The following is a 23,181-nucleotide window of genomic DNA, read 5'->3' as shown; positions in this document are numbered from 1 at the left end:
AATACTATGAATAAGCATACGTTCAAGTGCATTGAAGGCCATACGGAAGGCATGCCGGTGCGCATGGTGGTCGAGGGGGCGCCGCAGTTGCAGGGGGCGACGATGAACGATCGGCGTCACTATTTCATCGAGCACTATGACTGGATTCGCCGTGCGTTGATGCTGGAGCCGCGTGGCCACGCGCATATGTCGGGCACGCTGCTCTATCCGCCCATCAGCGATAACGCGGATTTCAGCCTGATTTTTATCGAAACGTCGGGTTGTCTGCCGATGTGCGGTCACGCGACGGTAGGTTCGATTTCGTTTGCGCTCGAATCCGGACTGGTGACGCCGAAGCAGGCCGGGCTGGTCGTTGTCGACGTGCCGGCGGGACAGGTGAGTGCCCGCTACGAGATGGATGGCGAGAAGGTCAAGTGGGTCCGCTTTACCAATGTGCCGAGCTTCCTGCTCCATCGCGACCTTGAAATCGAGGTCTCGAAGCTCGGCAAACTGAAAGTCGATATCGCCTATGGTGGTAACTTCTATCCGATCGTCGAAGTCCAGGAGAATTATCCGGGATGCGAACACTTCACGCCGGACGAACTGCTGGCGATGGGGCGCGAAGTGCAAAAGCGCGTCAATGAAGCGCTCGACGTCGTTCATCCGGATAATCCGAAGATCGGTGGCGTCAAGCATTGCATGTGGACGGGCCGCCCGGTCGCGGCCGATGCCGATGGGCGTGCGGTCGTGATCACCGGCGATATCCTGATCGACCGCTCGCCGTGTGGAACCGGCAGTTCCGCGCGAGTCGCGCAGCGCTACGCGCGCGGCCTGCTTTCGCAAGGGCAGGCGTTCCGGCACGAGAGCCTCATATGCAGCCGCTTTATCGGTCGCGTGGAAGGAACAACGAAGCTCGCAAGCGGGCTGGATGCGGTGTTTCCGAGTATCGAGGGGCGTGCGTTTATTACGGGTCGCGGCGAGCATTATGTGGACGAATCGCAACCCTATGCGCACGGTTTTACCCTGGAGGATTTCACGAAATGAACGCGATTCCCCAAGCACGCATTCCGCTAGCTGACAGCGCTGCGCCGCGGGAGCAGGCTGTGGTGATCGGCGGCGGCATTGTCGGCACCTGCTGTGCGCTCTATCTGCAGCGCAGTGGCTATGCCGTGACGCTGGTCGATCCCGCGGTGGCGGGCGACAGCACGGCGAAATGGAGTTGCGGCCAGATTTCGGTCGGCGAAATTATTCCGCTTTCCAAGCCCGGCATTCTGAAGAAGGTGCCGGGCTGGCTGCTGGATCAAACCGGGCCGCTCGCGCTGCGGCCCAGCGCCATGCCCGGCATCATTCCGTGGTTCCTGCGTTTTCTTTCGTGCGCCCGGCCTTCGCGCCTCCATGCGATCGCGGGCGAAATGGCTTCGCTCACGCAACACGTGTTTGCCGATTACGCGCCTCTGCTCGACGCCTGCGATGACAAGGCATTGCTCGGACAACGCCCGATCTTGCAGGTGTTCGATAGCGCGGCGGGTGTCGAACATGAACGCGATCACAATGCAACACGCGCGGCGCTCGGCTTTTCGTCGCAGGTATTGAACGGATCGGATATCGCCGATCTCGAGCCGGCGCTGGCCGGTCGCTTTTCTCACGGCCTGCTATTGCCGCAGTGGCGATTCGTGAGCGACACCGAAGGGTTCATTCGCGCGCTGACCGACAGCTTCGTTGCGCAAGGCGGCCGCCGTGTGCAGATCGGCGCCGATCGCATCGACGAATCCAATGGACGGGCCACGGGCGTCACGCTGGCCAATGGAGAGCGTCTGCCCGCGGCGCATGTGGTCGTGGCGGCAGGCGTGGGATCGCGGCGCTTCTTCAGCCAACTGGGTGTCGATCTGCCGCTCGAGGGCGTGGCGGGCTATCAGACGCTGCTGGCCAACCCGGGAGTGGAGTTCAGACACTCCGTGATTTATTCGGATGGCGGGTTCTGCTTCACGCCGATGCGACGCGGCTTGCAGATTGGCGGCACGATCGAATTCGCGGCGCGTGGCGCTGCACCCAACTTCAAGCGTGCCCAGATCATTGTCGAAAAAGCCAAAAAAATTCTTCCGGAATTGCGAACCGAGCAGCACGAATATGGCGTGGGATATCGCCCGCTTCTGCCAGATACCAAACCTGTTATCGATCGTTCGAAACGTCTCGCCAACGTCACGATGGCGATTGGACATGGCCAACTCGGTCTCACGCTGGGCGCGACAACGGGACGACTGGTAGCGGACCTCGTGGCCGGTCGAACGCCGCAAACGGATTTGAGTCCTTTCAGCGCGTATCGTTTTTGAATGCGTCGCAACAGACTGACTCGACAGCACACTCCTTTTTGAGGACGGTTCAATCATGCGTTGGAAAAAAACTCTGCAACTCGTAGGCGTTCACTGCGAAGGCGAGATTGGCAAGGTCATCACGGGCGGCGTCGTCAGCATTCCTGGCGAGACGATGCTCGACAAGATGAATTACATCAACGAGGTGGACGACAGCCTGCGGCGTCTCGTGGTGCTGGAGCCGCGCGGCTGCCTCCAGATGTCGGTGAACCTGCTGCTGCCGCCCACGCGGCCCGAAGCGCACGCGGGATTCATTGTGTTGCAGTCGGACAAGGCGCATCCCATGTCGGGCAGCAATTCGATCTGCGTGGTTACCGCGTTGCTCGAACTCGGCATGGTGCCGATGCAGGAGCCGGTGACGACGGTGGTGCTCGATACCCCCGCAGGTCTGGTCACGGCCAGGGCGACGTGTCAGGACGGCCGCTGTATTTCGGTGTCGCTCGATATGGTGCCCGCGTTTGTGGAGCAGCTTGATGTCGAGATCGACGCGGAAGAATTCGGCAAGATCCAGGTCGATCTCTCGTTTGGCGGCGTCTATTACGCGCTTGTCGACGTGGAGCAACTGGGTCTCGCGATCGCGCCCGAGAATGCCCGCAAGCTGGCCGACCTTGGCGTTCGTCTGCGTGCGCTGATCGATAGCCAGGTGAAGGTGCAGCATCCGCTCTATGCGTCGATTAACCGAATCGCGTATGTGATGTTCCGCAATCGCGTGGACGGCACCACGTATCAGACGTGCACGACGCTGCCGCCGGGCCGAATCGATCGCTCGCCGTGTGGCACGGGCAGCTCGGCCAATCTCGCGACGCTTGCCGCGCGCGGCCTCGCGCACAAGGGCGCGAAGCTGACGTCGCGCTCGACCATTGGCAGCGAGTTCCGCGTGGAGCATCTGGGCGACGCTGAAGTTGGCGGGCGCGCGGCGGTGCTGCCGCGCATCACGGGCCGCGCGTGGATCTACAGCGTGGAGCAGATGGGCGTGGACCCAGATGATCCGCTGGCAGCGGGCTTCATGTTGAGCGACACGTGGGGCGAGGGCTCGCCCGGCGCTTGACGTTACGGTATAGGACGCGCGTGGTCGGTCATCGGCGTCATTGTCCCGTGACCGACCGCCTACCAGACAGAATGTGAGGAATGAATTGTGATTACCGGAAAAACAGGGGTGTTCTTCATGGTGGCGGACCCGATCGATCAGGTCCGTACGCCGGAAATTTTTAATCAGGTATTCGAGCAATTGGGCATCGACGCGGTGATGGTGCCGCTGCATGTGAAAGCGGGTCATTTGCCCGAGACGATCCGTTCGGTATTCGGGTCGCCGACGACTCGCGGCATGGTGCTCTCGATTCCGCACAAGACCGCTGCTGCGCAACTGGTCGATCATCTGACGCCTGGGGCGCAGGTGGCCAATTCGGTGAACGCTATCCGACGTAACGCGGATGGCACGCTCGAAGGCGCGCAGTTCGACGGTATCGGCTTCGTCGAGTCGATGGACCGCTATTCGATGGACTATCGCGGCAAATCCGTTCTGCTGATTGGTGCGGGCGGGGCGGCCTCGGCCATCTGTACGGCGCTCGCGGAAGGCGGCGTCGCGTCGCTGGCGATTTTCGATGTCGATACGGCAAAGGCCGAAGCGCTCGCACAAGCGATTGCGCAACGCTACCCGATTCGTACGGTAGTTCAGGGGAGCAACGATCCGGCGGGCTTCGATGTGGTGATCAATGCGTCGCCTATCGGCCTGAAAGAGTCGGATCCGTTGCCGGTGCCCACCGAGCGGATTGGCGAGCACACGCAAGTATGCGACATCCTGATGAAGAACCAGCCGACGCCTTTGCTGCGCGCCGCGATGGCCAGGGGCAACGCCGTTCTGCCGGGCTTCGATATGCTGATTCTCCAGTCGCCGCTGTTCCTCGAGTTCTTTGGCGTCAAGGAAGCCGCCGAGCAGTTGCGCAAGGACGATTCGCCCGCCCGTGATCTGCTGTTTCCCCACGAGCTTCGCAGCATGGTCAAGTCCGTCGCCTGATTTTCTTTGCAGTTCGTTGTGAGCAGGGCCGCTGTGTCAAGTCCGTAGCGCCGGGTCTGACGCTACGTCATTTGAAGTTTTCCCCATCTTCGCCTTCCCTGATGCAGGCAATCAATGAAGGTGCGAGTTTAACGACAAAGGTTTGGATTGCTAATGAAAAAAATGATATTGGCGGGATGCATGGCGAGCATTGCGTTGCCGGCATTCGCGCAAAGCTCGGTGACGCTTTATGGTCTGATCGACGAAGGGTTCGATTACACGAACAACGTCAAGGGTGGCAAGGTCTACGAGTTGCAAAGCGGCTATACGCAAGGCAGCCGCTGGGGTCTCAAGGGCAACGAAGACCTGGGTGGCGGCCTGAGCGCCATTTTCCAGATCGAAAGCGGATTCGACGTGAATAGCGGCAAACTCGCACAGGGCGGCCTGGGATTCGGGCGGCAAGCTTATGTTGGCTTGAACAGCGACAAATTCGGTGCGCTCACGTTGGGTCGACAATACGATTCGGTCGTCGACTATCTGGCGCAAACCACCTCGAACGGTAGTTGGGGCGGTTACCTGTTTTCTCATCCGTACGACAACGACAACACGGACAACACCTTCCGGGTGAACAACACGGTCAAGTACGCCAGCCCGAATATCGCCGGGTTGCAGTTCGGCGGCACCTATAGTTTCAGCAACGACACGAACTTCGCCAATAACCGGCAGTACAGTATCGGCGCGCAGTACACGATCGGCGGACTGCTGCTGGCGGCGGCTTATCTACAGGCGAATAACCCGTCGGCCACATCGAGCGGCGCAATCAACAACGGTGGCGACGAGAACTTCCTGGCGAAGCGTCTGCGTGTCTTTGGCGCGGGCGCGACCTACGGATTCGGCAATGCCACGGTCGCTTTTGCGTACACGAATACGTTCGTCGCGCAACCGGTCAGTTCGGGTTACGTTGGCGCCATCATGCCGGGCGGCGGCGCGACGTTGTCGTCGCTGCGCTTCAATAACTTCGAGGTGAACGGGAAGTATCAATTCACGCCGGCCTTCTTTGTCGGCGCCGCCTATACCTACACGCGCACCGATTTCAACGCGAGCAACGGCCAGTCGCATCCGCAGTTCCACAGCGTGGGCATCATGGCGGACTACAACCTCTCGAAGCGCACCGACGTGTACTTCCAGGGCGCGTATCAGCATGCGGGTGGCGGCAAGACCGGCTCTGTGCTGGATGTCGCTTATGTCCCTGGCGCGGATGGAGTCTCGTCGACCTCGAATCAGGTTGTCGGTCGCGTGGGCATCCGGCACAAGTTCTAAGGTTTGCACGTGAGCAGATGTTCGTCGCTCGAGAAGTGCGACGTTTTAGCCCGGCCTGGCCGGGCTTTTTTTGTGAGTCTTGGGAGCAGCTTTAAAGCATGCGCTTGAGCGACGCAAAGAACAATTCCGATTGCAGGCGTTCGCTTTCCATTTGCGCGGCTACGGCGGCGGCGAGTTCGGCGCTGGCCGGGCGCAGCGGCCTGCCCGTCGACATCGCGAGAACCTGCGATTCGCAGGCGCGCTCCAGGTAGTACAGATCGTCGAAGGCGTAGTCGATGCGCTCGCCGCAGACGACCACGCCATGATTGCTCAGAAACACGATGTCCTTGCCATTCATCGCGTTCGCAATGCGCTCCCCTTCGTTGGCATTCAGCGCGAGACCGTTGTAATGGCGATCCGCTGCGACACGACCGTGGAAACGCATGGCGTTTTGCGAGAGCGTGGTATCGAGCCCGCAGTCGTCGATCAACGTCAAAGCCGTCGCATTCGGCATATGCGTGTGGAGCACGCAGCGCTTGCCTGCGATCCGATGAATCGCGGCGTGGATGAACATCGCCGTGGGTTCGACCTCGTGCTTGCCGGCCACGCGATGGCCGTCTTCATTGACGATGACGATGTCATCCGCGCGGACTTCACGCCACATCAGGCCGCGCGGGTTCAGCAGAAATAGGCCGTCCTCGCCGGGTAGCGCGACGCTAAAGTGATTGCAAACGCCTTCTTCCAGACCAAAGTGCGCGGCGGCGCGCAGGGCGAAGGCCAGATCGTTGCGCAGGGCCGTGACTTGCCCGGAGCGGTAGAGTTCACCCATATCGATGCTCGCTGCGTGGAGATACGGAAAAGGGTGAAGGATCGTGTGCATGTTCACAAGTCTATCGGGCGCGGGTGTTGCAATTCGGCGACGTTGCGATGAACGTTGGCGGCGTGCCCTTTCGGTAAGGGGCACGCCTTCCAGGCGACGATCAGAGGCCAGCCGGCTTGTTCCAGAGATTCAGGGACTGGCCGATGCCTTTATCGAGGGCGTTCTTGTAGAGGTCGAAGCCCCAGCTGATATCGAACACCGCCATGCCGCAAGCGATAAAGAGAACGCGTTCGTCGGCGCTGGCGCGACCCTTCTTGTTCCCGTTGACGACATCGCCAAGCCCCGTCGAGTCCTTCAGCGAAGGCAGTTTGCCCGCATCGATCAGACGATACAGCGGGCCGCCGATCACGCCGCTGTAATAGCCTTCCTTGTTGCCCGATGCGATGGCGTCTTCGACATACGCCTCTTGCAGGGCGGTGTGGTCGTACACCACCTTGCAGTGGGTGAGGAACGATTCGTCGGTGTTGAAGGGACCGGATGCGAGAATCGTCGCGCCTGCCTTGATCCACTCGTCCTTGAAGAACAGCGGCTTGAGACGCGACGCCGCCACAGTTATAACGTCGGCGTCGCGGAAGCCTTGTTCGGCCTCGTCCACACCAATCGCGCGAACCTGGTATTTTTCTTCGACCCAGCGCGCGAACTCGTTCGCTTTATCGAGGAACACGTCGAAGCAAACCACTTTCTCGACGGCTTCCAGTTGCGTCATGATCGCGGTGAAACACGCCTTGTTGATTGGGCCGCAACCGATGACCGCGACGTTCTTCGCTTCGCGGTTTGCCAGGTACTTCGCCGCCACGCCCGGAACCGCACCCGTGCGCGCCGCGCTCAGCAGATTGGCGGACATCAGCGCGAGTGGCGCGCCCGTGTCCTTATCGTTGAGCATCATCGTCAGGATCGAGCGAGGCAGGTCCTTTTCCGCATTCGCGTGATTCGAGCCATACCATTTATTTCCGCAAACATCGAAACGGCCGCCCAGATAACCCGGCATCGCGGCGAAGCGACGATCGGGGCCGGCAACCGGCATGTTCGGGAACTTCGTTTCCTTGGGGAACACGATGTTCATGCCGTGGTTGTTGTGATTGGCGCCGCCCATCAGATAATCGCCCTTGCCGAGCAGACTGAAGGTTTCCTCGCAGACATCCACGCAACGCGCGGCATCGAGCACACCGGCTTCGATCATGTCGGGCTCGGATAGATACAGGAAATCGATTTTCGGATACATGTTTTTGCCTTTGGAGATGTGCGGAAAGTGCTTGCTATGCCCCGGCTTCAAAACCGGAGCAGCGACGAGATGTCGTAGAGACGGCAGCCAGGGCTGCGGGCATTGGCCCGCATGAGGAAGTTCAGTTTCTCGATACGCTCACCCGAGCGCGGCGCGCCGTTCTTCTGGAACGGCACTTCGAGTCCAACGGAGAAGTCCATCACGACATCGTCGACCACACCGCCCGAGCGGCCAGAGGGGACGGCGAGCATCGCGTGCTGCTCGGCGAAATGAAAGGCGTCGAGCGCTTCGGTAATCGTGCCGACCTGATTGGGCTTGAGGACAAACCCATCCACTGCACGCGTTTCATGGGCTCTTTGCAGTAATGGCAGGCTGGTCACGGTCAGGTCGTCGCCAACCACGATGGTGCGCGGCAGCGCACGAACAGCGGCGCTGTAACCGGCCCAGTCGTTTTCGTCCAGCAGGTCTTCGATAAAGACCAGGTTGAAGCGCTCGGTCAGATGTCTGGCGTAGTCGATCAACTCCTCGGCGGTGACCTGCTTGCCCTTGAGGAGATAGGTGCGCGCTTCCTTGTCGTACATTTCGCTCGACGCGCAATCGAGCGCGAAAGCAATCCGGCCCGTATAGCCGCAATCGTCGATGGCTTTCTGCATCAATTCGAGGATGACCTCGGGGTCGTCGGATGGCGCGGCATAGCCATAGGAGCTTGCGACCTGAGGCTTGTGTCCGAGGTAGTCGGTGAGGACATCGCCGAGACGCTGGAACACGGCCACCGCCATTTCGATCGCGAAGTCGACGCTATCGGTGCCGAAAGGAACGATCAGGAATTCGTTGAATGCCTGGGTCAGATGCTCGTAGCGGCCGCCGTTGATCACGTTGAAGCAGGGCACCGGAACCGTCCAGATGTCCCGACCGGCAATATGCTTGTAGAGCGGGACGGCACGCGCGGCCGCCGCGGCGCGGAACGCCGCGATCGAAACCGAATAGATCGTGTTGCCGCCCAGGCGCTGCTTGTTGGGCGTACCGTCCAGCGCGATCATGCATTCGTCGATCGCGCGCTGATCGAATACGTCCATGCCCAACAGCGCGGAGGCGATGATGTCGTGAACGATATCGACCGCCTTGTGCACACTCAGACCGTTGTAGGTCGATTTGTCACCGTCTCGCAGTACGAACGATTCGTGCATGCCCACCGACGTCCCGGTCGGTGCCGCACCGCGCCCGATTGCGCCCGACTCGGTGACGATTTCCACCTCGACAGCGGGACGGCATTTGCAGTCGATGATCTGCTGCGCGCGGATAGATACGATTTTGTCCTGCACGTTACTTGCCCTCGTGGATGGCCGGAACATAGAGAATGTTCAGGTCGCAAAGATTGGTGCCGGTATTGCCGGTGAAAATGGCTGAATCGATCGCGTCGAGCGCTTCGAAGCAGCTGTGCTCGCGCAGCGTTTGAAAGAGGCTGATGCCTTGCTTTTCTGCGGCGGCCAGACTCGTGGAATCGGTGATGCCACCCGCGACTTTGGCGGTGCCGTCCGTGCCTTCGCTGTCGATCGAGAGCAGACAGGCGCCTTGCGTTTTCGCCGCGGTGATCGCGAAGCTCACCGTCATCTCCTGACCCGGGCCGCCGTGTCCCTTGATGACGCTGTTGTCCGCGATGTGCGTCGTCACTTCGCCCGAACTCAGCAGGACGCAAGGCGGCTTGATCGGATTGCCGTAGGTCTGGATTTCGCGCGCAATGGAGGCGAACAGCGTGCCCGCATCGCGGCTTTCGCCTTCGAGAAAGGACGTGACGATCATCGCGGGCAGGCCCATTTCCTCGCAGACCTGTTTCGCGTAGATGCACGAATCGGGCAGCGTGTTGAGCAGGAAATAGGTGTTGTCGGGAAAGGCTTTCGGTGTTTCGCCTTCAGGACCGGCATGCATCAGATAATCGACGACGCTTGCCGGCAAACGCTCGGCGACATTGCGATTGACGATGGTTGCGCGCGCATCGTCCAGCGTCGTCATGTCGGGACCGATCGGCGTGCTCTTGTACGCCGCATAAGGCACGGCGATGTCGCCGGTCGCGGGCGAACCGACTGCGTCGCTGATGCCGAACCCGATCAACTCGGCGCCCACGGCCTGGATGCGTTTGGCCAGCATGCCGCCGTTGAGCGCGGAAATATGGCGTCGCACCGCATTGATTTCGTAAATGCCCGCGCCGGATTTCAGCAGGACATCGGTGGTGTCGATTTCGTCCTGAAGCGAGATGCCGTCGATAGGGCACGACATGAGGGCCGAACTACCACCGCTGATGACGGCAATGAACAGATCGTCGGGACCGGCCTCGTCGACCAGCTTGATGATCTCCTTCGATGCGCGATGACCTTCTTCATTGGGCAGCGGATGGCCGCCCACATACACCTCGGTCTTGTCGAAGCGATCCGTCTCCTCGTGAATTTTCACGATCGCAATGCCACGCGTGAGCCGATCGCCCAATACGTGATCGACGGCCATCGCCATGTGATTGCAGGCCTTACCAGCGCCGATCAAATACACGTGACGCTTGTGCGCGAGATCCCAAGAACGGGTGCCGATATGCAGCACGCTGCCTTCGAGCCGCATGATGCTGCGAATGCGCTGGTAGCTGTCGAGACGGGCAAGGGTTCGGTCGGCGATCTCAAGCACGATACGACGTGAAGCCACGTCGCCCTGCGAGAGGAGCGCATCGGAATTGCGGATTTTCTGCATACCTGGAGACTCGATTCGATTTTGAGGAAAACGAATTCAGCGCTATTGCGACTTCGCGCCAGCTTCGTTCGCGACGAAATAACGGCGCTGAACTGGAATCGAATTTAAATTTTTGACCTGTACGGAACCATGTACACTTCATTCAGGTGTTAATCCACTGTGCAGGTCAATAGACCTTCACAGTTCGTCGAATCCGCATCTGTGGGCTGTTTATCCGATCCATGAATCCTGTTCTGACCCTGGACGCGACGGCCGAAGCGCCATTGACCTTGCAGATCATCGACGGCGTCATTCGGGAAGTGGAGGAGAAGCGCTGGAGAGCCGGGATGCGCGTGCCGAGCATCCGTGCTTTCGCGGAAGCGCACAGCGTCTCCACCTTTACGGTCGTCGAGGCCTACGACCGGCTGGTTGCCCAGGGCGTGCTTGTCGCGCGACGTGGCTCCGGTTTTTATGTATCGGAGCGGGGCCACGCAAAGCCAAGACTCGCGGTCGAGAAACTCGACGAGCAGCTAACGAACGGCTGGTCATTGCGCAATTTCGCGGGGGCTGGCGAAGGCACGATTCGCGCGGGCGCGGGTTGGCTCCCGGATGCCTGGTTCGATAGCGACGGGCTCGGTCGTGCACTCCGGCAAATCGCGCTGCATTCGGAGAGCCTGCTGGGATATGGTCATGCCAGAGGTTATGAGCCGTTGCGCGCACAGATCGTTCGCCAACTGGCCGAGCAGGAAATACCGGCGGATATTGCCGGCGTGATGACAACGCTCGGCGCGAATCAGGCACTCGATCTCATCATCAGGCAGTTCACGCAGCCCGGTGACACCGTGTTTGTGGACGAGCCTTGCTACAGCGATTTACTCGTTGCCTTGCGACTTCGCGATCTCAACTGCATCGGGATTCCGATGACACCGTCGGGGCCCGATACGGCCATGATCGAGACGGCCTTCGAAACGCATCGTCCGCGTCTTTACTTCACGAATAGTCGTCTGCACAACCCGACCGGCGCGAGCTACAGCTCCGCTGCGGCGTTCAAGGTGTTGAAGGCGGCGGAGCGGTTTGACTGCCTGATCGTTGAAGACGATGTGTCGGCGGGGCTGGTCCAGACACCGCTGGTGACGCTCGCGTCGATGGACGAACTCAAGCGCGTGATCTACGTGGGCAGCTTTTCAAAGACCATTGGCGCCGGCCTGCGCGTTGGCTTCGTCGCCGCGGACCCAGGTGTTCTCGAAGGGCTGCTTTATCAGAAGCTCGTTTGCGGCATGTCGACGCCCACGGTCACGGAGCGCCTGGTGCATTCGATCTTGTCGGAGGGGCATCTGCGCAAACAGATGGAGCAGTTGCGCGATCGCCTCGCCACCGCGCAGGAGCGCGTTTGCCGCCGGCTGGAGTCGATCGGATTCGAACTATTTTGCGAGCCGCGGGCCGGCATGTTCGTGTGGGCAAAGCCCGCGCAATGGGAAGGCGATTCGGCCGATCTTGCCGCTCTTGCCCTGGAAGAACAGATACTGCTCGCACCGGGAAAGCTGTTTTTCAACGGCAACGTCACGACGAGTTATATGCGCTTCAACGTGGCTCACGCCAATGTCGATCGCTTGTACGCTTTTCTGGCCAAGGCAACGGGGCGCTAGTGCCACGGCAGACAAACACCGTGCTCGACAAGTCTGGAACGAAAAACGGAGGCGAGATGCTTCATCGAAGCATGGGGATGGTCGTTGCTTTTTCAGTGTTCTTCGGTGTCAATTTGCCGGCGCGATGCGAAGGCGTCGATGTCGTCAAGATAGGTATTGCCGAACCGCTGACGGGTTTTTCGGCATCCTATGGAAAGGACGAGGAGAACGCGGCCCGGCTGGCGTTCGAAGAAGCCAATCAGCAGGGTTTCGTCATTGGCGGTCGGAAAGTGCGCTTTGACGTTGACGCTCAGGACGATGCCGCCGATCCCAAAACGGCTGTGATCGTGGCACAGCGGTTTGTCGACGAGGGCGTGAGCGGCGTAATCGGTCATCACAATTCGGGTTGCTCGGTCGCCGCTTCTGCACTGTATGCGCGAGCCGGTATTCCCCAGATCTCACCCACTTCGAGTTCGCCTTCTTACACCGCACAGGGGTTCAAGACAGCGTTCAGGACGACGAGCGACGACGAACAGATGGCGGCGCTGAGCGCGCGCTATTCCGCTCGACAGTTGCATGCGAAGCGTATCGCGGTCGTTGACGACGGGACCGACTACGGTAGCAACTTCGTCAAACAATATGCTGTTGCGGTCCAAAAGGACGGCGGTGAAATCGTATCTCGACAATACACGACACCCCAGTCCGTGGATTTTCGCGCCATCCTCACGGTAATCAAAGGGGTGAACCCCGATCTGATTTTCTTCGCGGGGCAGGACGTCCAGGCCGCCGGTCTTGCAAGACAGATGCGTCAGCTTGGAATCAGGATTCCCTTCATGGGCGAGGGCGGTTTCACCAACGACAGCTTTCTCAAGCTGGCAGGCGAGGGCGCTGAAGGCATGTACAGCTGGGAGTATGGATTGCCGCTCGAGCGAATGCCGCGAGCCGCTGAACTCGACGGCAAATTGAAGGCCCGTTTTGGCACGGGTATCGTCCATTACGCTCCGTTAGCCTATGACGCCTCCTGGGCAATGATCGATGCGATGAGGCAAGCCGATTCGACCGATCCGAAACGCTACGTACAAATGTTGCGTACCGGCTCGTTTGACGGGGTGAGTGGCCCAATCGCGTTCTCCGCGAATGGAAATCTTCGCGATGCGACTGCAACGGTTTATCAGGTGCGAGGCGGAAAGTGGGTCTTGCTTGGCGTGGAGCACCTCGGCGGTAAGGAATAGGCCGTTAGCGGACCGCGTGACAAGGCGAGTGTCCGGGGAGCCGCGCTAGCAGGTGATGTATGAGCACTATTTGTACAACTACTTGTACATGATTGGTGTGCGTGTTAGACTTGTACAGTATTTTGTACAAACACGCCTCGAAGGAGGGCCTATGCGCACGATTCCCTTTTCGGACGCTCGCGCGAATCTGAAGCGCGTCATTGACCAGGTAGTCGATGACGTAGACGTTACGCTCATCACACGGCGAGACGCGCCCAACGCTATCGTCATGTCTCAAGAGCATTACGACAGCTTGATGGAAACGGTTCATTTGCTGCGCTCCCCGGCCAACGTAGCCCATCTGGAACGATCCATCGCACAGGCAAGAGCGGGCAAGGCCAAGCCCCGCAAGCTGGTCGAAGACAGCGAATGAGCGGCGCGTTGAACATCCTGTGGACGTCCGAGGCATGGGACGACTATGTCTACTGGCAGGGGCAGGATCGAAAGACGTTAAAGCGTATCAATCAGCTCATCAAGGATACGCAGCGCTCGCCGTTTGAGGGCATCGGTAAGCCCGAGCCATTAAAGGAAAACCTGACCGGATTTTGGTCACGCCGGATCGACGAGACGAATCGCCTGGTCTACGAGATAGACGGAACGCAGATCAACATCATTTCGTGTCGCTACCATTACTAATCGGCTTTATCGAATTCCCCAAGCACAAAAATAAGCGCGAGGAGGCCCAACCACCTCGCGAAATGAAGCATCGAAAATCGATCGACAAAGGCGGACGACGAGTGAGTGCCCGAATACATCGAGTACGTCCGCCGATTCCCCTTATTCGGACAATTCACGATGCAAGGCGCGATATTCCTGTGAAAGTTTATGTCCCGGAACGAGGTGAATGAGGGGCGAAGCCTGCTGATGTGATTCGCGGACCTTCACGGACGATGAGAGTCGCGAAGCCAGAACCGGCAAGCCCTCGCTGAGCAGCTCGTCGACCAGCTTCTGGGGCAGGCTCGCGCGGGGCTGAAACTGGTTGACGACGATCCCTTCCACCTCCAGCGCGACATTGTGATCCTGCTGGATCTCCCGCACGTTTTCCAGCAACGTGTACAGCGCACGACGTGAAAAATCATCACAGTCGAACGGGATCAGGCACCGCTCGGCCGCGATCAATGCGGAGCGGGTATAGAAGTTCAACGCGGGCGGCGTGTCGATATAGACCGCGTCGTACATGTCGAGTTCGTTCAGCGCGTCACGTAACTTGTAGATCTTGTAGCGGGATTCCAGTTTGCCATGCAGGGTGTCCAGATCGGGATGGGCTGGCATGACGTCGAGGTTCTCAAACGGTGTCGGATGAATGAACGACGTGACTTCGACAGGCCTGAAGCTGAACGTGAGCGCGGTTTCAAAGAAGCCGGCGACGGTGGGGCTGGCCTGGCCGGCTTTCGCGCCGAGCAGATATTGGCTTGAATTCGCCTGCGCATCCAGGTCGATGACCAGTGTGCGCAGACCCTCGCTGGCGCTGATGGCCGCCAGGTTGCAAACAATCGTCGACTTGCCTACGCCACCTTTCTGATTGAATACGACGCGCCGCATATTCTCCCCTTGAACGGAACCGGGCCAAAAACTCTCAGCATACCCGAGACAGATGACGCAGCGATCGCAGATGAATCGAACCGAATGGCACCATGATGGTGCGTCGCGCGGGCCGCTCGCGTGAGATCCCGGCTACCAGGGTCATCCCGCATCCGCGGCAATGCACGTTTTGTCCGGGTGAACGTCGTCTCTGTCCATTGAGGGGAGAGCCGCTCAGGCTCTAAATTGGCGTCCTTAAACCCAACGGGCGCTAGCGAGAGATTGTGCCGTGCCTCGCACGCCCCCAGCCTGGACATACCATCAGTACATCGAAATGTCTGGGCGGACCTAGAGGAGACACCGCCATGACCCATCAGATAACGTTGCGTTTCGAGGACGGCGTGACCCGCTCCATCGAGTGCGAAGAGAGTGAGCGCATCACCGACGCCGCCGTTCGCGCAAGAATCAATATCCCACTCGACTGCCGCGATGGTGTGTGCGGCACCTGCAAGGCGGTCTGCGAGTCAGGCGAGTATGTTCTGGGCGACTGCGTGGACGATGCGCTTAGCCCCGAGGAGGCAAGCGAGCGAAAGGTGCTCACGTGCCAGATGAGCCCGCGTTCCGACTGCGTGATCCAGATCGCGACGAACTCCGATGTCTCTGGCACGGGTCCGTCCTCTCACAGGGGGCGCATCGTCGCCTGCCAGCGAGCCTCGGACACCACGATCGCCTTTTCGGTCGAGCTGGAGAACCGTGCCGATCTCAGTTTCCTTCCTGGGCAGTATGTCAACATCCGGGTGCCAGGCACGGATCAGACGCGGTCCTATTCCTTCAGTTCCGGCCCGACCGAATCGCATGTGTCCTTCCTTGTGCGCAACGTGCGTCACGGGGCGATGTCGACCTGGCTCGACCAGACCGCCAAAGCCGGTGACCCGATAGAATTTCGCGGCCCGATGGGGAGCTTCTATCTGCGCCCCATCGAGCGCCCCGTGTTGTTCCTCGCGGGCGGCACGGGCCTCGCGCCCTTCCTCTCGATGCTGGACAAGATCGTCGCCGATGGCGGCAGTCCCTGGCCGATTCACCTGATCCTGGGCGTGAACAACGACGAGGATCTGGTTGGCGTCGGCCAGCTCGAAACCTATACGCAGCGCCTGTCGAACTTCACCTATGCCTGCACCGTCGCCAGCCCCGACAGTGCCCATCCCCACAAGGGCTATGTCACGCATCACATCGTTGCCGCCCAACTCAACGATGGCGATGCGGATGTCTATCTCTGCGGCCCGCCGCCGATGGTCGACGCGGTGCGCGATTTCCTCGCTTCTGAGGGGCTGACGCCGCGCAATTTCTACTACGAGAAGTTCGCCGGCACGGGACTCGTGGTGCAGACCGGTGAGGAACGCATCGCCCCTGTCGATGTCGATGAAGCGTTTGACCTGCGTATGGCGCTCGAACTGGGCGCGGCTCAGCTTACGATGGGCCGGCTGTCGAGCGAGCAATTGATCGTCTTCCGGCAACTCGCCGAAGCGACGGCGCCGTTCGTATCGGGGCGGCGCTTTACCGATGTATCGCGCTACATCGAGGCCAATCACGCCTTCCATCTGTTCACGATCGAAGCTTCCGGCAACGGCCAGCTCATCGCGCTTTACCGGCAACTGGCGGTGCAGGATTACATCGCCAGCGCGCTGACCGACCAGATCGAGATCGTCGGGGATATCGTCCAGCAGCATCGGGACATTGTCGCCGCCTTCGAACTGGGCGACCTGAACAAGGCGCGAGACGTGATTGCGCTCCATGCGCTGCATTCCAAGGCCACGATGAGCCGGGCACTGGAAAGCATGGCGTCTGGCAAGGTAGCGCCTGCCAGGACTGCACCGATGGTCGCCGCACCACCCGCTCCCACGTATGTCGCGCCGCAGGTTTGCCCCTTCACGGCCAACACCTTGCCAGCCTACTCGCACGAACTGGACTGGCCGGAAGGGCTGGAACCATTCAAGGTCGTCGACGACGGCTCGCAAGGCGATCCGTACGAGCACTACCGCTGGATGCGCGAGCATGCGCCCGTGTTGCGTTGTCAGTCGGCGACGTCGGACGTGTGGTTCCTCTCGCGCTATGACGATGTTTATCAAGCGATTCGCAATCCGAAGTTGTTTTCATCCGAAGTCGTGAGCCCGCCGCCGCTGACGTTTCTGACGCTGTTCGATGCACCGGACCACACTCGGTTACGCAAAGTCGTCCAGCCTTCCTTCCTGCCGCTCGCGCTCGATCCTTTTGTCGAGCAGATCGCGCAACGGGCGGAGGTCCTGCTGGACGCGATGATCGCCAAAGGCGGTGGCGATGTCGTCAACGACTTCGCTATCCCGCTCAGCATCTCGACCATCTCCACCATGATCGACGTGCCCAACGAGGATGAGGAGAAGATGAAGTTCTGGTCGGACGAGACCTTCAGCTACTTCGGCCGCCTCGCCCGCAATGCGCCGGGGACCGGCACCGACGAGCAGAGCGCGCATGCTTTTTTCGCCTATCTGAAGGATGCGATGGAGCGACTCGCGCGCAGCGATAGCCCGTCGATTGGCGCGCATATCGCGCGCATGTGGAAGGACGGATTGCTTTCGGAAAAGGAGGCGAAGGAGTTGTGCGCGTTCGTCTTTATCGCCGGGCACGACACGACAACGATTCTTGTCGCAAACGCCTTTCGCATGCTTGCCGAGCAGCCGCAACTGCTGGGACGTATCCGCGAAAACCCCGCCGATGCCGACCGTTTTGTCGAAGAGGTGGCGCGCTATCGTGGGACCGTCCAGCGCGTGAGCCGCATGACGACCGAGGCGACCACGGTTGCGGGCGTCGCGCTACCGAAGGGCGCTGTGGTGCGCCTGCTGCTGTCGGCTGCTAACCGCGACAGCCGCAAGTATGCCGACGGCGAGGTGTTCGACATCGACCGGGATTCCAGCGGGCATCTGGGGTTCGGCAACGGCATGCACAAGTGCCTTGGCGCGCCGCTCGCCAAGCTGGAGACGCTGATCGCAACGAAGGCGCTGGCCCGCAAGATTGGTGCGATTGCGCTCGATCCGGCAAGGCCCATTCAGTATGTGAGAGGCAACAACCTCACTAACTCCGGGCCGGAGCATCTGTTCGTGAAGCTGGGCGGGTTATAGGCCTGAGGCGAATCAGGGAGCGGTTCAGGCCGCTCCCGGCTTTTCAGCCGGCAGGGATCGATCGTGCGCGGCGCTGCGGTATTCGGTTGGCCGCAGTCCTGTCTGCTTGCGGAAAAAACGCCCGAAATAGGCCTCGTCCTGAAACCCCAATTCACTGGCGATCTGCTTCACGCTGAGCGTCGAATAGCCGAGCAGACGCTTGGCTTCATGGACCGAGCGCGCGTCGATTGCCTCGATAGCTGAGACGCCGAAGGTAGCGCGGCAGATGCGCGACAGTTGACCGGTGGAGACGCCCATCTCGTCGGCGTAACTGGCAACGGGACGTCGCTCACGGCAATGGCGGTCGAGCAGGGCGCGGAAGCGTTCGATGCGTGCCGCCATGGTCCGTTGCTCGGAGCTGGCTGAAAGTCGGGCATTTTCGCTTAGGCGTCCGATCTTGACGAACAGGGCGATCGTCAGGGCTGCGCCCGCGGTGAATTGCCAACGCTCGTGGCTTTGCGCTTCATGCCCGATTGACTGAAACAGCGTATCCAACGGTGTGCCGCGCTCGACTTCGGGATCGATCGACAGCACCGTTGGCGTGCGCATGAATTCCAGCAGATCGGGCGCGGCCGTCATCGCGAGCGATTCCAGTGCCGGCTGTGCCGCGGTAATGACGTGACCGTCGATATCGCTGCGGAAGTGAAAACCGTGGACCGAGTGCGCGGGCACGACGATCAGACAGGGCGCCACCACGGCCCATGTTCTGCCGTCGATGAAGGTCTCGCCGCCGCCGCGGGTGACGTAGAGCACCTGGATCAGCGCATCGTGGACATGCGGCTTGATCTCGAAGTCGAAACGCCCGGCCCGCAGGGAAATGGGCTCGTAATGCACCATGTCCACCCAGGGTTGGCCGGCTTCAGCGCCATAGAGTGAGAAGTGCAGAACGCTGCGGCTGCGCTGTGGATCATCGGGCATGGTGCACGTTATGTCCTGTTATTTGTGGGCTCTGTCCATTGTTCCATAGGCGCTTGAGGCGTTCAATGGCGATACAAATTTCGGTAAGCGCAATCGTGTGAAAAATTCGCACACAAGATTTGCGCGGAAAATTTCAGGAAGGTGAATTTGATGGAACAGAAACTTCAAAATCGCGCAGGTGACTCGACCGCTTACGGGTTGAATCTCGGCGGCAAGGTTTGCGTGGTCACGGGCGCGGGTAGCGGCATTGGCGCCGGTATTGCGCGCGCCTTCGCCAGTGTCGGCGCCCATGTGGCGCTGGTGGATCGCAATCTCGCGGGCGCTGAAGCGGTGGCCGCCGAACTCCGCGAGGCCGGTGCCGTCGCGCAGGCATTCGGCTGCGACGTGTCGGACGAAGCTTCGGTTGCGGCGGCTGCGAGCGAGGTTCGCGCCACGCTCGGCGCGGTCAGCGTACTCGTCAACAACGCGGGACTATTGCGCGCAGGACCGCTCGAGACGGTCTCGATCGACGACTGGAACCAGGCGATTGCCGTGAATCTGACCGGCTATCTGCTGTGTGCACGCGCTTTTGGCCGCGACATGCTGGCGGCGGGCAAGGGCAGTATCGTCCACGTGGCTTCGATTGCGGCGCTCAACCCGCAGACCCATAGCGGCTCCTATAGTCCGAGCAAGGCGGGCGTGCTGCTGCTCTCGCGGCAACTGGCGGCGGAGTGGGGCCCACGTGGCGTGCGCAGCAACTGCGTGCTGCCCGGCATGATCCGCACCGCACTGTCTGCGAAGTTCTACGAAGAGCCTGGCTTCGAGGCGCGCCGCGCTGCTGCTACGGCAAGCCGCCGTATCGGCGAGCCGGAGGATCTCGCTGGCCCGGCCATGTTCCTCGCTTCCGATCTCGCGGCCTACGTCAACGGTGCGGAGGTGCTGGTCGACGGCGGGCTCGATTGCATGCTGATGGACATGGTTCCGCGCCCTGGCTTCAATGCCACCGCGGCCGCGTGAGCGCCATCACACCATAACGAAAAGGAGAGTGGATATGGCCAAGGAGATCACCTGCGATCTGGTCGTGGTGGGATCGGGTGCTGCGGGGCTTGCCACCGCAATCACAGCGCGCAAACGCGGACTCGATGTCGTCGTGCTCGAAAAGGAGCCCGTGTTCGGCGGGACCACCGCGCTGTCGGGCGGGGTCTTGTGGATTCCGCTGAGCAAATACGGCCGACAGCAGAACCCGGCGGACACCGTCGAGCGCGTGCGCGAATACATGATGAGCGAGACGGGCAGCAACTACGATGCCGCCGCGGTTCAATGCTTCATGGAAAACGGCCCGAAAATGGTCGAATTCTTCGAGCGCGAGACCGAGATGAAGTTCGTACCCACGCTCTATCCGGACTATCACCCGGATGCTGCCGGCGGCGTGGACATCGGCCGCTCGATCCTCGCCGCGCCCTATGATATTCGCGGGCTTGGCAAGGACATGCAGCGCCTGAAGCCGCCGCTCGAGACGATCACGTTCATGGGAATGATGTTTAACTCCTCGAACGCGGACCTCAAGCACTTCTTCCGCGCGACCAAGTCACTTGTTTCGTTCTTCTACGTAACACGACGTCTGGCCACGCATATCAAGGAGCTGGCGCTCTACCGTCGGGGGATCAACGTAACGAGCGGCAACGCGCTCGCTGCGCGACTGGCAAAGTCGGCGCTGGCGCTCGACATTCCGATCCATACGTCGACGCCCGTGAAGGAATTGCTGAGCCAGAACGGCAAGGTGACCGGCGTGCGCGCGAGCGCGGCGGACGGTGAGATCCGGATCACCGCCCGGCAAGGCGTCGTGCTGGCATGCGGCGGCTTCCCGCACGATCTCAAGCGCATTGCGCAGGTCTATCCGCACGTGAAGCGTGGGGGCGAGCATCTCTCGCCCACGCCCGTCGGCAACACGGGCGATGGGCTGAGCATGGCGGAGAAGGTCGGCGGCGCCGTGAAGCTTGGCTTTTCCGATGCATCGGCGTGGATGCCGGTCTCGAAGGTGCCGTTCGGCAAGGGCCGCTCGGGCGTGTTCCCGCATCTGCTCGACCGCTACAAACCCGGCGTGATCGGTGTGCTGCGCAACGGCCGGCGCTTTACCAATGAATCGAACTCCTATCACGATGTTGGATCGGCGCTGATTCGCGCCTGCGAGGGGGAGCGGGAGACGGCGATGTGGCTGATCTGCGATAAGGTCGCGCTGGGCAAATACGGCCTGGGCTACGCCAAGCCCGCGCCGATGCCGACGGGTCCGTTGCTGCGCAAAGGCTATCTCGTCAAGGGTGAAACGATTGGCGAACTGGCGCGCAATTGCGGCATCGCGCCGGATGCGCTCGAGCAGACGGTCGCTGCCTACAATCGCGATGCCGTGCGCGGAGAAGACCCGGCGTTTCATCGCGGCAGCACCTCGTTCAACCGCTATCTCGCGGATCCCGAAAACAAGCCGAATCCCTGCGTTGCACCGATCGCGACGGGTCCCTTCTACGCAGTAAAGGTGGTGATGGGCGATCTGGGCACATTCGACGGCTTGAGCACCAGCGTCACCGGCGAAGTGCTGCGGGCCGATGGCAGCGAGATTGACGGCCTTTATGCGGTGGGCAACGACCGGCGCAGCGTGATGGGCGGCAACTATCCGGGCGCGGGCATCACCCACGGGCCCAACATGACTTTCGGCTATGTCACTGGCAATGCGATTGCCAACAAGGCCGCGACGCGTAAAGAGAAGGTGCATGCATGAACACCCGCCAAATGTATCTGGCAAAGCCGCTGGTGGACGTGCGGGTCTATACGATCGCACTGCGCAAGATGCCCGAGTTCATGGAGGTGTTCAATCGCCTCGCCATGCCGATCCTGCTTGAGACGCTTGGGCATCCGCTCGGTTTCTGGACAAGTCTGGTCGGGCCACAGAATCAGTTCACCCACCTGTGGGGCTACGACGATCTTGCGGACTACGAACGACGATGTCTTGCGCGCGATACGCATCCAGATTTCCCGGCTTATCTCAAGGCTTCAGGTCATCTGATCACGGCGCAGGAGACGCGCCTTGTCCGCGCCGCCACGCTGGGTAGTCTCGCGGCGTAAGCCGATCTGGCTGGTTCATTGGCCCACCGCGCCCGGCGGCAGGTTCCGGTTGTGGTTCCCGCTGCGGGCGCGAACGCGCCAGCTTCAAGGCAACGCGTGCTCAGGCTGAAACGTTCTCCCTAAGACGACCCCAGAGCCAGATCGCGATGCGCGGAGCTCTGGAATTCGCGGGGCGTGGCGCCCGTCTGCTTGCGGAAATAGCGGCTGAAATAAGCGCTGTCCTCAAAGCCCAGGCTGTGAGCAATCTGCTTGACGGTCATTCCCGAATAGACCAGATCGCGCTGCGCCTCGCGGATCAAATGGTCGTTGATGAGCGCAGTGGGCGACGCACCGAGTTCCTCGCGGCAGATGCGCCCGAGTTGCGGCGTAGTGACGTCAAGCGCGTCCGCATAGAACTCGACCGGACGATGGTCCCGGAAATGCTGGGCGATCAATTCGCGAAAACGTCGGATCTGCAGGCTGCGTCGTGCGGCGAGCGCGGCCACCGGCACGTTGGCATGGTCGATAAGCCGCGCCGCCTGTACGAAAAGTGCCATTAGCAACGACATCCCCGCAGCCGAATAACCTGCCGCACCACGGCGGAACTCCATTTCGAGCATCGTGAATAGCGGCATCAGCGTTGCGTCGCTGGCCGTCGGCCCACGCACGGGAATCACGGCGGGGCGCTGGAGAACCGTGATCAGCGTCGTTGAAACGGACTTCGCGATGGACTCCAGTGCGCGCTGCGCCGCCGTGACGACAAGACCGTCGATCTCGGGTGAAAACGAGAAGCCGTGCACCACCTGCGCGGGGAGAATCACGAGGCACGGCGGGTCAAACAGCTTTTTCTCACTCTCGATGACGACGTGACCTTCGCCGTTGCGGATGTAGAGAAACTGCAGGAGCGCGTCATGACGATGCGCGGGAATGTTCCAGTCGTTCGGCCGGCTGCGCTCGGGAATCCATTCGAAATTGAAGGCGTCATGCCACGGCGGGCGTGCGGCCGCCGCTTCGCCATACAGTTCGTAACTAGGGATTTTCCTCATGCCGCCCTCCATCTGATTTGAAAATTGTCCTGTTTTTCGAAAGCTTTGTCCATGCTCTGTCGCCGCCGTCTGCCTATACT

At 60.7% G+C, this 23,181-nt stretch carries 21 protein-coding genes; 13 read left to right on the top strand and 8 right to left on the bottom strand.

Going from position 1 to position 23,181, the window contains the following annotated elements:
- Positions 1 to 6: 6 nt before the first annotated feature.
- The 5 genes from U5782_RS36215 (at position 7) to U5782_RS36195 (ending at position 5,661) form a co-directional block, all read left to right on the top strand.
- A complete protein-coding gene (locus U5782_RS36215; protein WP_322048664.1) occupies positions 7 to 1,023 on the top strand; it encodes a 4-hydroxyproline epimerase in 1,017 nt (338 codons plus the stop codon).
- Positions 1,020 to 2,309 (top strand): NAD(P)/FAD-dependent oxidoreductase, encoded by a 1,290-nt coding sequence (locus U5782_RS36210; protein ID WP_322048663.1) that lies wholly within the window; start codon positions 1,020 to 1,022, stop codon positions 2,307 to 2,309. Before U5782_RS36215 ends, U5782_RS36210 begins: the two co-directional genes overlap by 4 nt.
- A 55-nt stretch (positions 2,310 to 2,364) precedes the next feature.
- Positions 2,365 to 3,396 (top strand): proline racemase family protein, encoded by a 1,032-nt coding sequence (locus U5782_RS36205; protein WP_322048662.1) that lies wholly within the window; start codon positions 2,365 to 2,367, stop codon positions 3,394 to 3,396.
- 87 nt (positions 3,397 to 3,483) lie between these two features.
- Positions 3,484 to 4,362, top strand: a complete 879-nt coding sequence (locus tag U5782_RS36200; protein ID WP_322048661.1) for a shikimate dehydrogenase — start codon at positions 3,484 to 3,486, stop codon at positions 4,360 to 4,362.
- A gap of 153 nt (positions 4,363 to 4,515) precedes the next feature.
- On the top strand, positions 4,516 to 5,661 hold the full coding sequence (locus U5782_RS36195; protein ID WP_322048660.1) for a porin: 1,146 nt from the start codon (positions 4,516 to 4,518) through the stop codon (positions 5,659 to 5,661).
- A 91-nt stretch (positions 5,662 to 5,752) separates the two neighbouring features.
- On the opposite strand, the gene U5782_RS36190 is transcribed toward U5782_RS36195, so the two are convergent.
- The 4 genes from U5782_RS36190 to U5782_RS36175 all read right to left on the bottom strand — a co-directional run bounded on the left by U5782_RS36190 (position 5,753) and on the right by U5782_RS36175 (position 10,475).
- A complete protein-coding gene (locus U5782_RS36190) occupies positions 5,753 to 6,469 on the bottom strand; it encodes an aldolase (protein ID WP_322048659.1) in 717 nt (238 codons plus the stop codon).
- Positions 6,470 to 6,620: 151 nt separating this feature from the next.
- The gene (locus U5782_RS36185; protein ID WP_322048658.1) at positions 6,621 to 7,742 is read right to left on the bottom strand and encodes a tyramine oxidase subunit B; all 1,122 of its coding nucleotides are present in this window, start codon (positions 7,740 to 7,742) and stop codon (positions 6,621 to 6,623) included.
- A gap of 47 nt (positions 7,743 to 7,789) precedes the next feature.
- Positions 7,790 to 9,064 (bottom strand): phosphopyruvate hydratase, encoded by a 1,275-nt coding sequence (gene eno / locus U5782_RS36180; RefSeq protein WP_322048657.1) that lies wholly within the window; start codon positions 9,062 to 9,064, stop codon positions 7,790 to 7,792.
- Position 9,065: 1 nt separating this feature from the next.
- Complete coding sequence (locus tag U5782_RS36175) at positions 9,066 to 10,475, bottom strand: glycerate kinase (RefSeq protein WP_322048656.1); 1,410 nt, start codon at positions 10,473 to 10,475, stop codon at positions 9,066 to 9,068.
- Positions 10,476 to 10,744: 269 nt separating this feature from the next.
- Here U5782_RS36175 and U5782_RS36170 point away from each other — a divergent pair, with 269 nt between their 5' ends.
- The 4 genes from U5782_RS36170 to U5782_RS36155 all read left to right on the top strand — a co-directional run bounded on the left by U5782_RS36170 (position 10,745) and on the right by U5782_RS36155 (position 13,986).
- Complete coding sequence (locus tag U5782_RS36170; RefSeq protein ID WP_322048655.1) at positions 10,745 to 12,100, top strand: PLP-dependent aminotransferase family protein; 1,356 nt, start codon at positions 10,745 to 10,747, stop codon at positions 12,098 to 12,100.
- Between the two features lie 20 nt (positions 12,101 to 12,120).
- Positions 12,121 to 13,311, top strand: a complete 1,191-nt coding sequence (locus U5782_RS36165; RefSeq protein WP_322048654.1) for a branched-chain amino acid ABC transporter substrate-binding protein — start codon at positions 12,121 to 12,123, stop codon at positions 13,309 to 13,311.
- Positions 13,312 to 13,462: 151 nt separating this feature from the next.
- Positions 13,463 to 13,723 (top strand): type II toxin-antitoxin system prevent-host-death family antitoxin, encoded by a 261-nt coding sequence (locus U5782_RS36160; RefSeq protein WP_322048653.1) that lies wholly within the window; start codon positions 13,463 to 13,465, stop codon positions 13,721 to 13,723.
- Entirely contained in the window at positions 13,720 to 13,986 is a 267-nt protein-coding gene (locus U5782_RS36155; protein ID WP_322048652.1) for a Txe/YoeB family addiction module toxin, read from the top strand. The genes U5782_RS36160 and U5782_RS36155 overlap by 4 nt, the downstream gene beginning before the upstream one ends.
- Here U5782_RS36155 and U5782_RS41720 read toward each other — a convergent pair.
- Both U5782_RS41720 and U5782_RS36150 read right to left on the bottom strand, forming a co-directional pair.
- Positions 13,983 to 14,159 carry a hypothetical protein gene (locus U5782_RS41720; RefSeq protein ID WP_415914472.1) on the bottom strand — a complete coding sequence of 59 codons (177 nt, stop codon included), beginning with the start codon at positions 14,157 to 14,159 and terminating at the stop codon, positions 13,983 to 13,985. The two genes, U5782_RS36155 and U5782_RS41720, sit on opposite strands and share 4 nt — an antisense overlap.
- Positions 14,128 to 14,892, bottom strand: coding sequence for a ParA family protein (locus tag U5782_RS36150; protein ID WP_322048651.1), 765 nt, complete (start codon positions 14,890 to 14,892; stop codon positions 14,128 to 14,130). Before U5782_RS36150 ends, U5782_RS41720 begins: the two co-directional genes overlap by 32 nt.
- Before the next feature lie 344 nt (positions 14,893 to 15,236).
- Between U5782_RS36150 and benC the strand changes: the two genes are divergently transcribed.
- Entirely contained in the window at positions 15,237 to 18,023 is a 2,787-nt protein-coding gene (gene benC, locus U5782_RS36145; RefSeq protein ID WP_322048650.1) for a benzoate 1,2-dioxygenase electron transfer component BenC, read from the top strand.
- Between the two features lie 24 nt (positions 18,024 to 18,047).
- Here the strand turns inward: benC and U5782_RS36140 are convergent, their stop codons facing one another.
- Entirely contained in the window at positions 18,048 to 18,980 is a 933-nt protein-coding gene (locus U5782_RS36140; RefSeq protein WP_322048649.1) for a helix-turn-helix domain-containing protein, read from the bottom strand.
- Between the two features lie 150 nt (positions 18,981 to 19,130).
- Between U5782_RS36140 and U5782_RS36135 the strand changes: the two genes are divergently transcribed.
- From U5782_RS36135 to U5782_RS36125, 3 genes are read left to right on the top strand one after another with little or no spacing between them, the layout of a single operon-like run.
- Positions 19,131 to 19,976 (top strand): SDR family oxidoreductase, encoded by an 846-nt coding sequence (locus U5782_RS36135; RefSeq protein ID WP_322048648.1) that lies wholly within the window; start codon positions 19,131 to 19,133, stop codon positions 19,974 to 19,976.
- Complete coding sequence (locus tag U5782_RS36130; protein WP_322048647.1) at positions 19,957 to 21,732, top strand: FAD-dependent oxidoreductase; 1,776 nt, start codon at positions 19,957 to 19,959, stop codon at positions 21,730 to 21,732. The genes U5782_RS36135 and U5782_RS36130 overlap by 20 nt, the downstream gene beginning before the upstream one ends.
- Positions 21,729 to 22,076, top strand: coding sequence for an NIPSNAP family protein (locus tag U5782_RS36125; protein WP_322048646.1), 348 nt, complete (start codon positions 21,729 to 21,731; stop codon positions 22,074 to 22,076). The genes U5782_RS36130 and U5782_RS36125 overlap by 4 nt, the downstream gene beginning before the upstream one ends.
- Before the next feature lie 119 nt (positions 22,077 to 22,195).
- Here the strand turns inward: U5782_RS36125 and U5782_RS36120 are convergent, their stop codons facing one another.
- Complete coding sequence (locus tag U5782_RS36120) at positions 22,196 to 23,101, bottom strand: helix-turn-helix domain-containing protein (protein ID WP_322048645.1); 906 nt, start codon at positions 23,099 to 23,101, stop codon at positions 22,196 to 22,198.
- Between the last annotated feature and the right edge of the window lie 80 nt (positions 23,102 to 23,181).

The organism is Paraburkholderia sp. J67 (assembly GCF_905220265.1).
Taxonomy (GTDB): Bacteria; Pseudomonadota; Gammaproteobacteria; order Burkholderiales; family Burkholderiaceae; genus Paraburkholderia.
This window is presented reverse-complemented; position numbering and strand designations above follow the sequence as displayed.

Coding starts and splice junctions, on each gene's coding strand:
- U5782_RS36175 (WP_322048656.1), bottom strand. CDS start 10,475: ATGCAGAAAATCCGCAATTCCGATGCGCTCCTCTCGCAGGGCGACGTG.
- U5782_RS36150 (WP_322048651.1), bottom strand. CDS start 14,892: ATGCGGCGCGTCGTATTCAATCAGAAAGGTGGCGTAGGCAAGTCGACG.
- U5782_RS36135 (WP_322048648.1), top strand. CDS start 19,131: ATGGAACAGAAACTTCAAAATCGCGCAGGTGACTCGACCGCTTACGGG.
- U5782_RS36130 (WP_322048647.1), top strand. CDS start 19,957: ATGCCACCGCGGCCGCGTGAGCGCCATCACACCATAACGAAAAGGAGA.
- U5782_RS36155 (WP_322048652.1), top strand. CDS start 13,720: ATGAGCGGCGCGTTGAACATCCTGTGGACGTCCGAGGCATGGGACGAC.
- U5782_RS36195 (WP_322048660.1), top strand. CDS start 4,516: ATGAAAAAAATGATATTGGCGGGATGCATGGCGAGCATTGCGTTGCCG.
- U5782_RS36125 (WP_322048646.1), top strand. CDS start 21,729: ATGAACACCCGCCAAATGTATCTGGCAAAGCCGCTGGTGGACGTGCGG.
- U5782_RS36120 (WP_322048645.1), bottom strand. CDS start 23,101: ATGAGGAAAATCCCTAGTTACGAACTGTATGGCGAAGCGGCGGCCGCA.
- U5782_RS36205 (WP_322048662.1), top strand. CDS start 2,365: ATGCGTTGGAAAAAAACTCTGCAACTCGTAGGCGTTCACTGCGAAGGC.
- U5782_RS36210 (WP_322048663.1), top strand. CDS start 1,020: ATGAACGCGATTCCCCAAGCACGCATTCCGCTAGCTGACAGCGCTGCG.
- U5782_RS36160 (WP_322048653.1), top strand. CDS start 13,463: ATGCGCACGATTCCCTTTTCGGACGCTCGCGCGAATCTGAAGCGCGTC.
- U5782_RS36140 (WP_322048649.1), bottom strand. CDS start 18,980: ATGCCCGATGATCCACAGCGCAGCCGCAGCGTTCTGCACTTCTCACTC.
- U5782_RS36185 (WP_322048658.1), bottom strand. CDS start 7,742: ATGTATCCGAAAATCGATTTCCTGTATCTATCCGAGCCCGACATGATC.
- U5782_RS36215 (WP_322048664.1), top strand. CDS start 7: ATGAATAAGCATACGTTCAAGTGCATTGAAGGCCATACGGAAGGCATG.
- U5782_RS36190 (WP_322048659.1), bottom strand. CDS start 6,469: ATGGGTGAACTCTACCGCTCCGGGCAAGTCACGGCCCTGCGCAACGAT.
- benC (WP_322048650.1), top strand. CDS start 15,237: ATGACCCATCAGATAACGTTGCGTTTCGAGGACGGCGTGACCCGCTCC.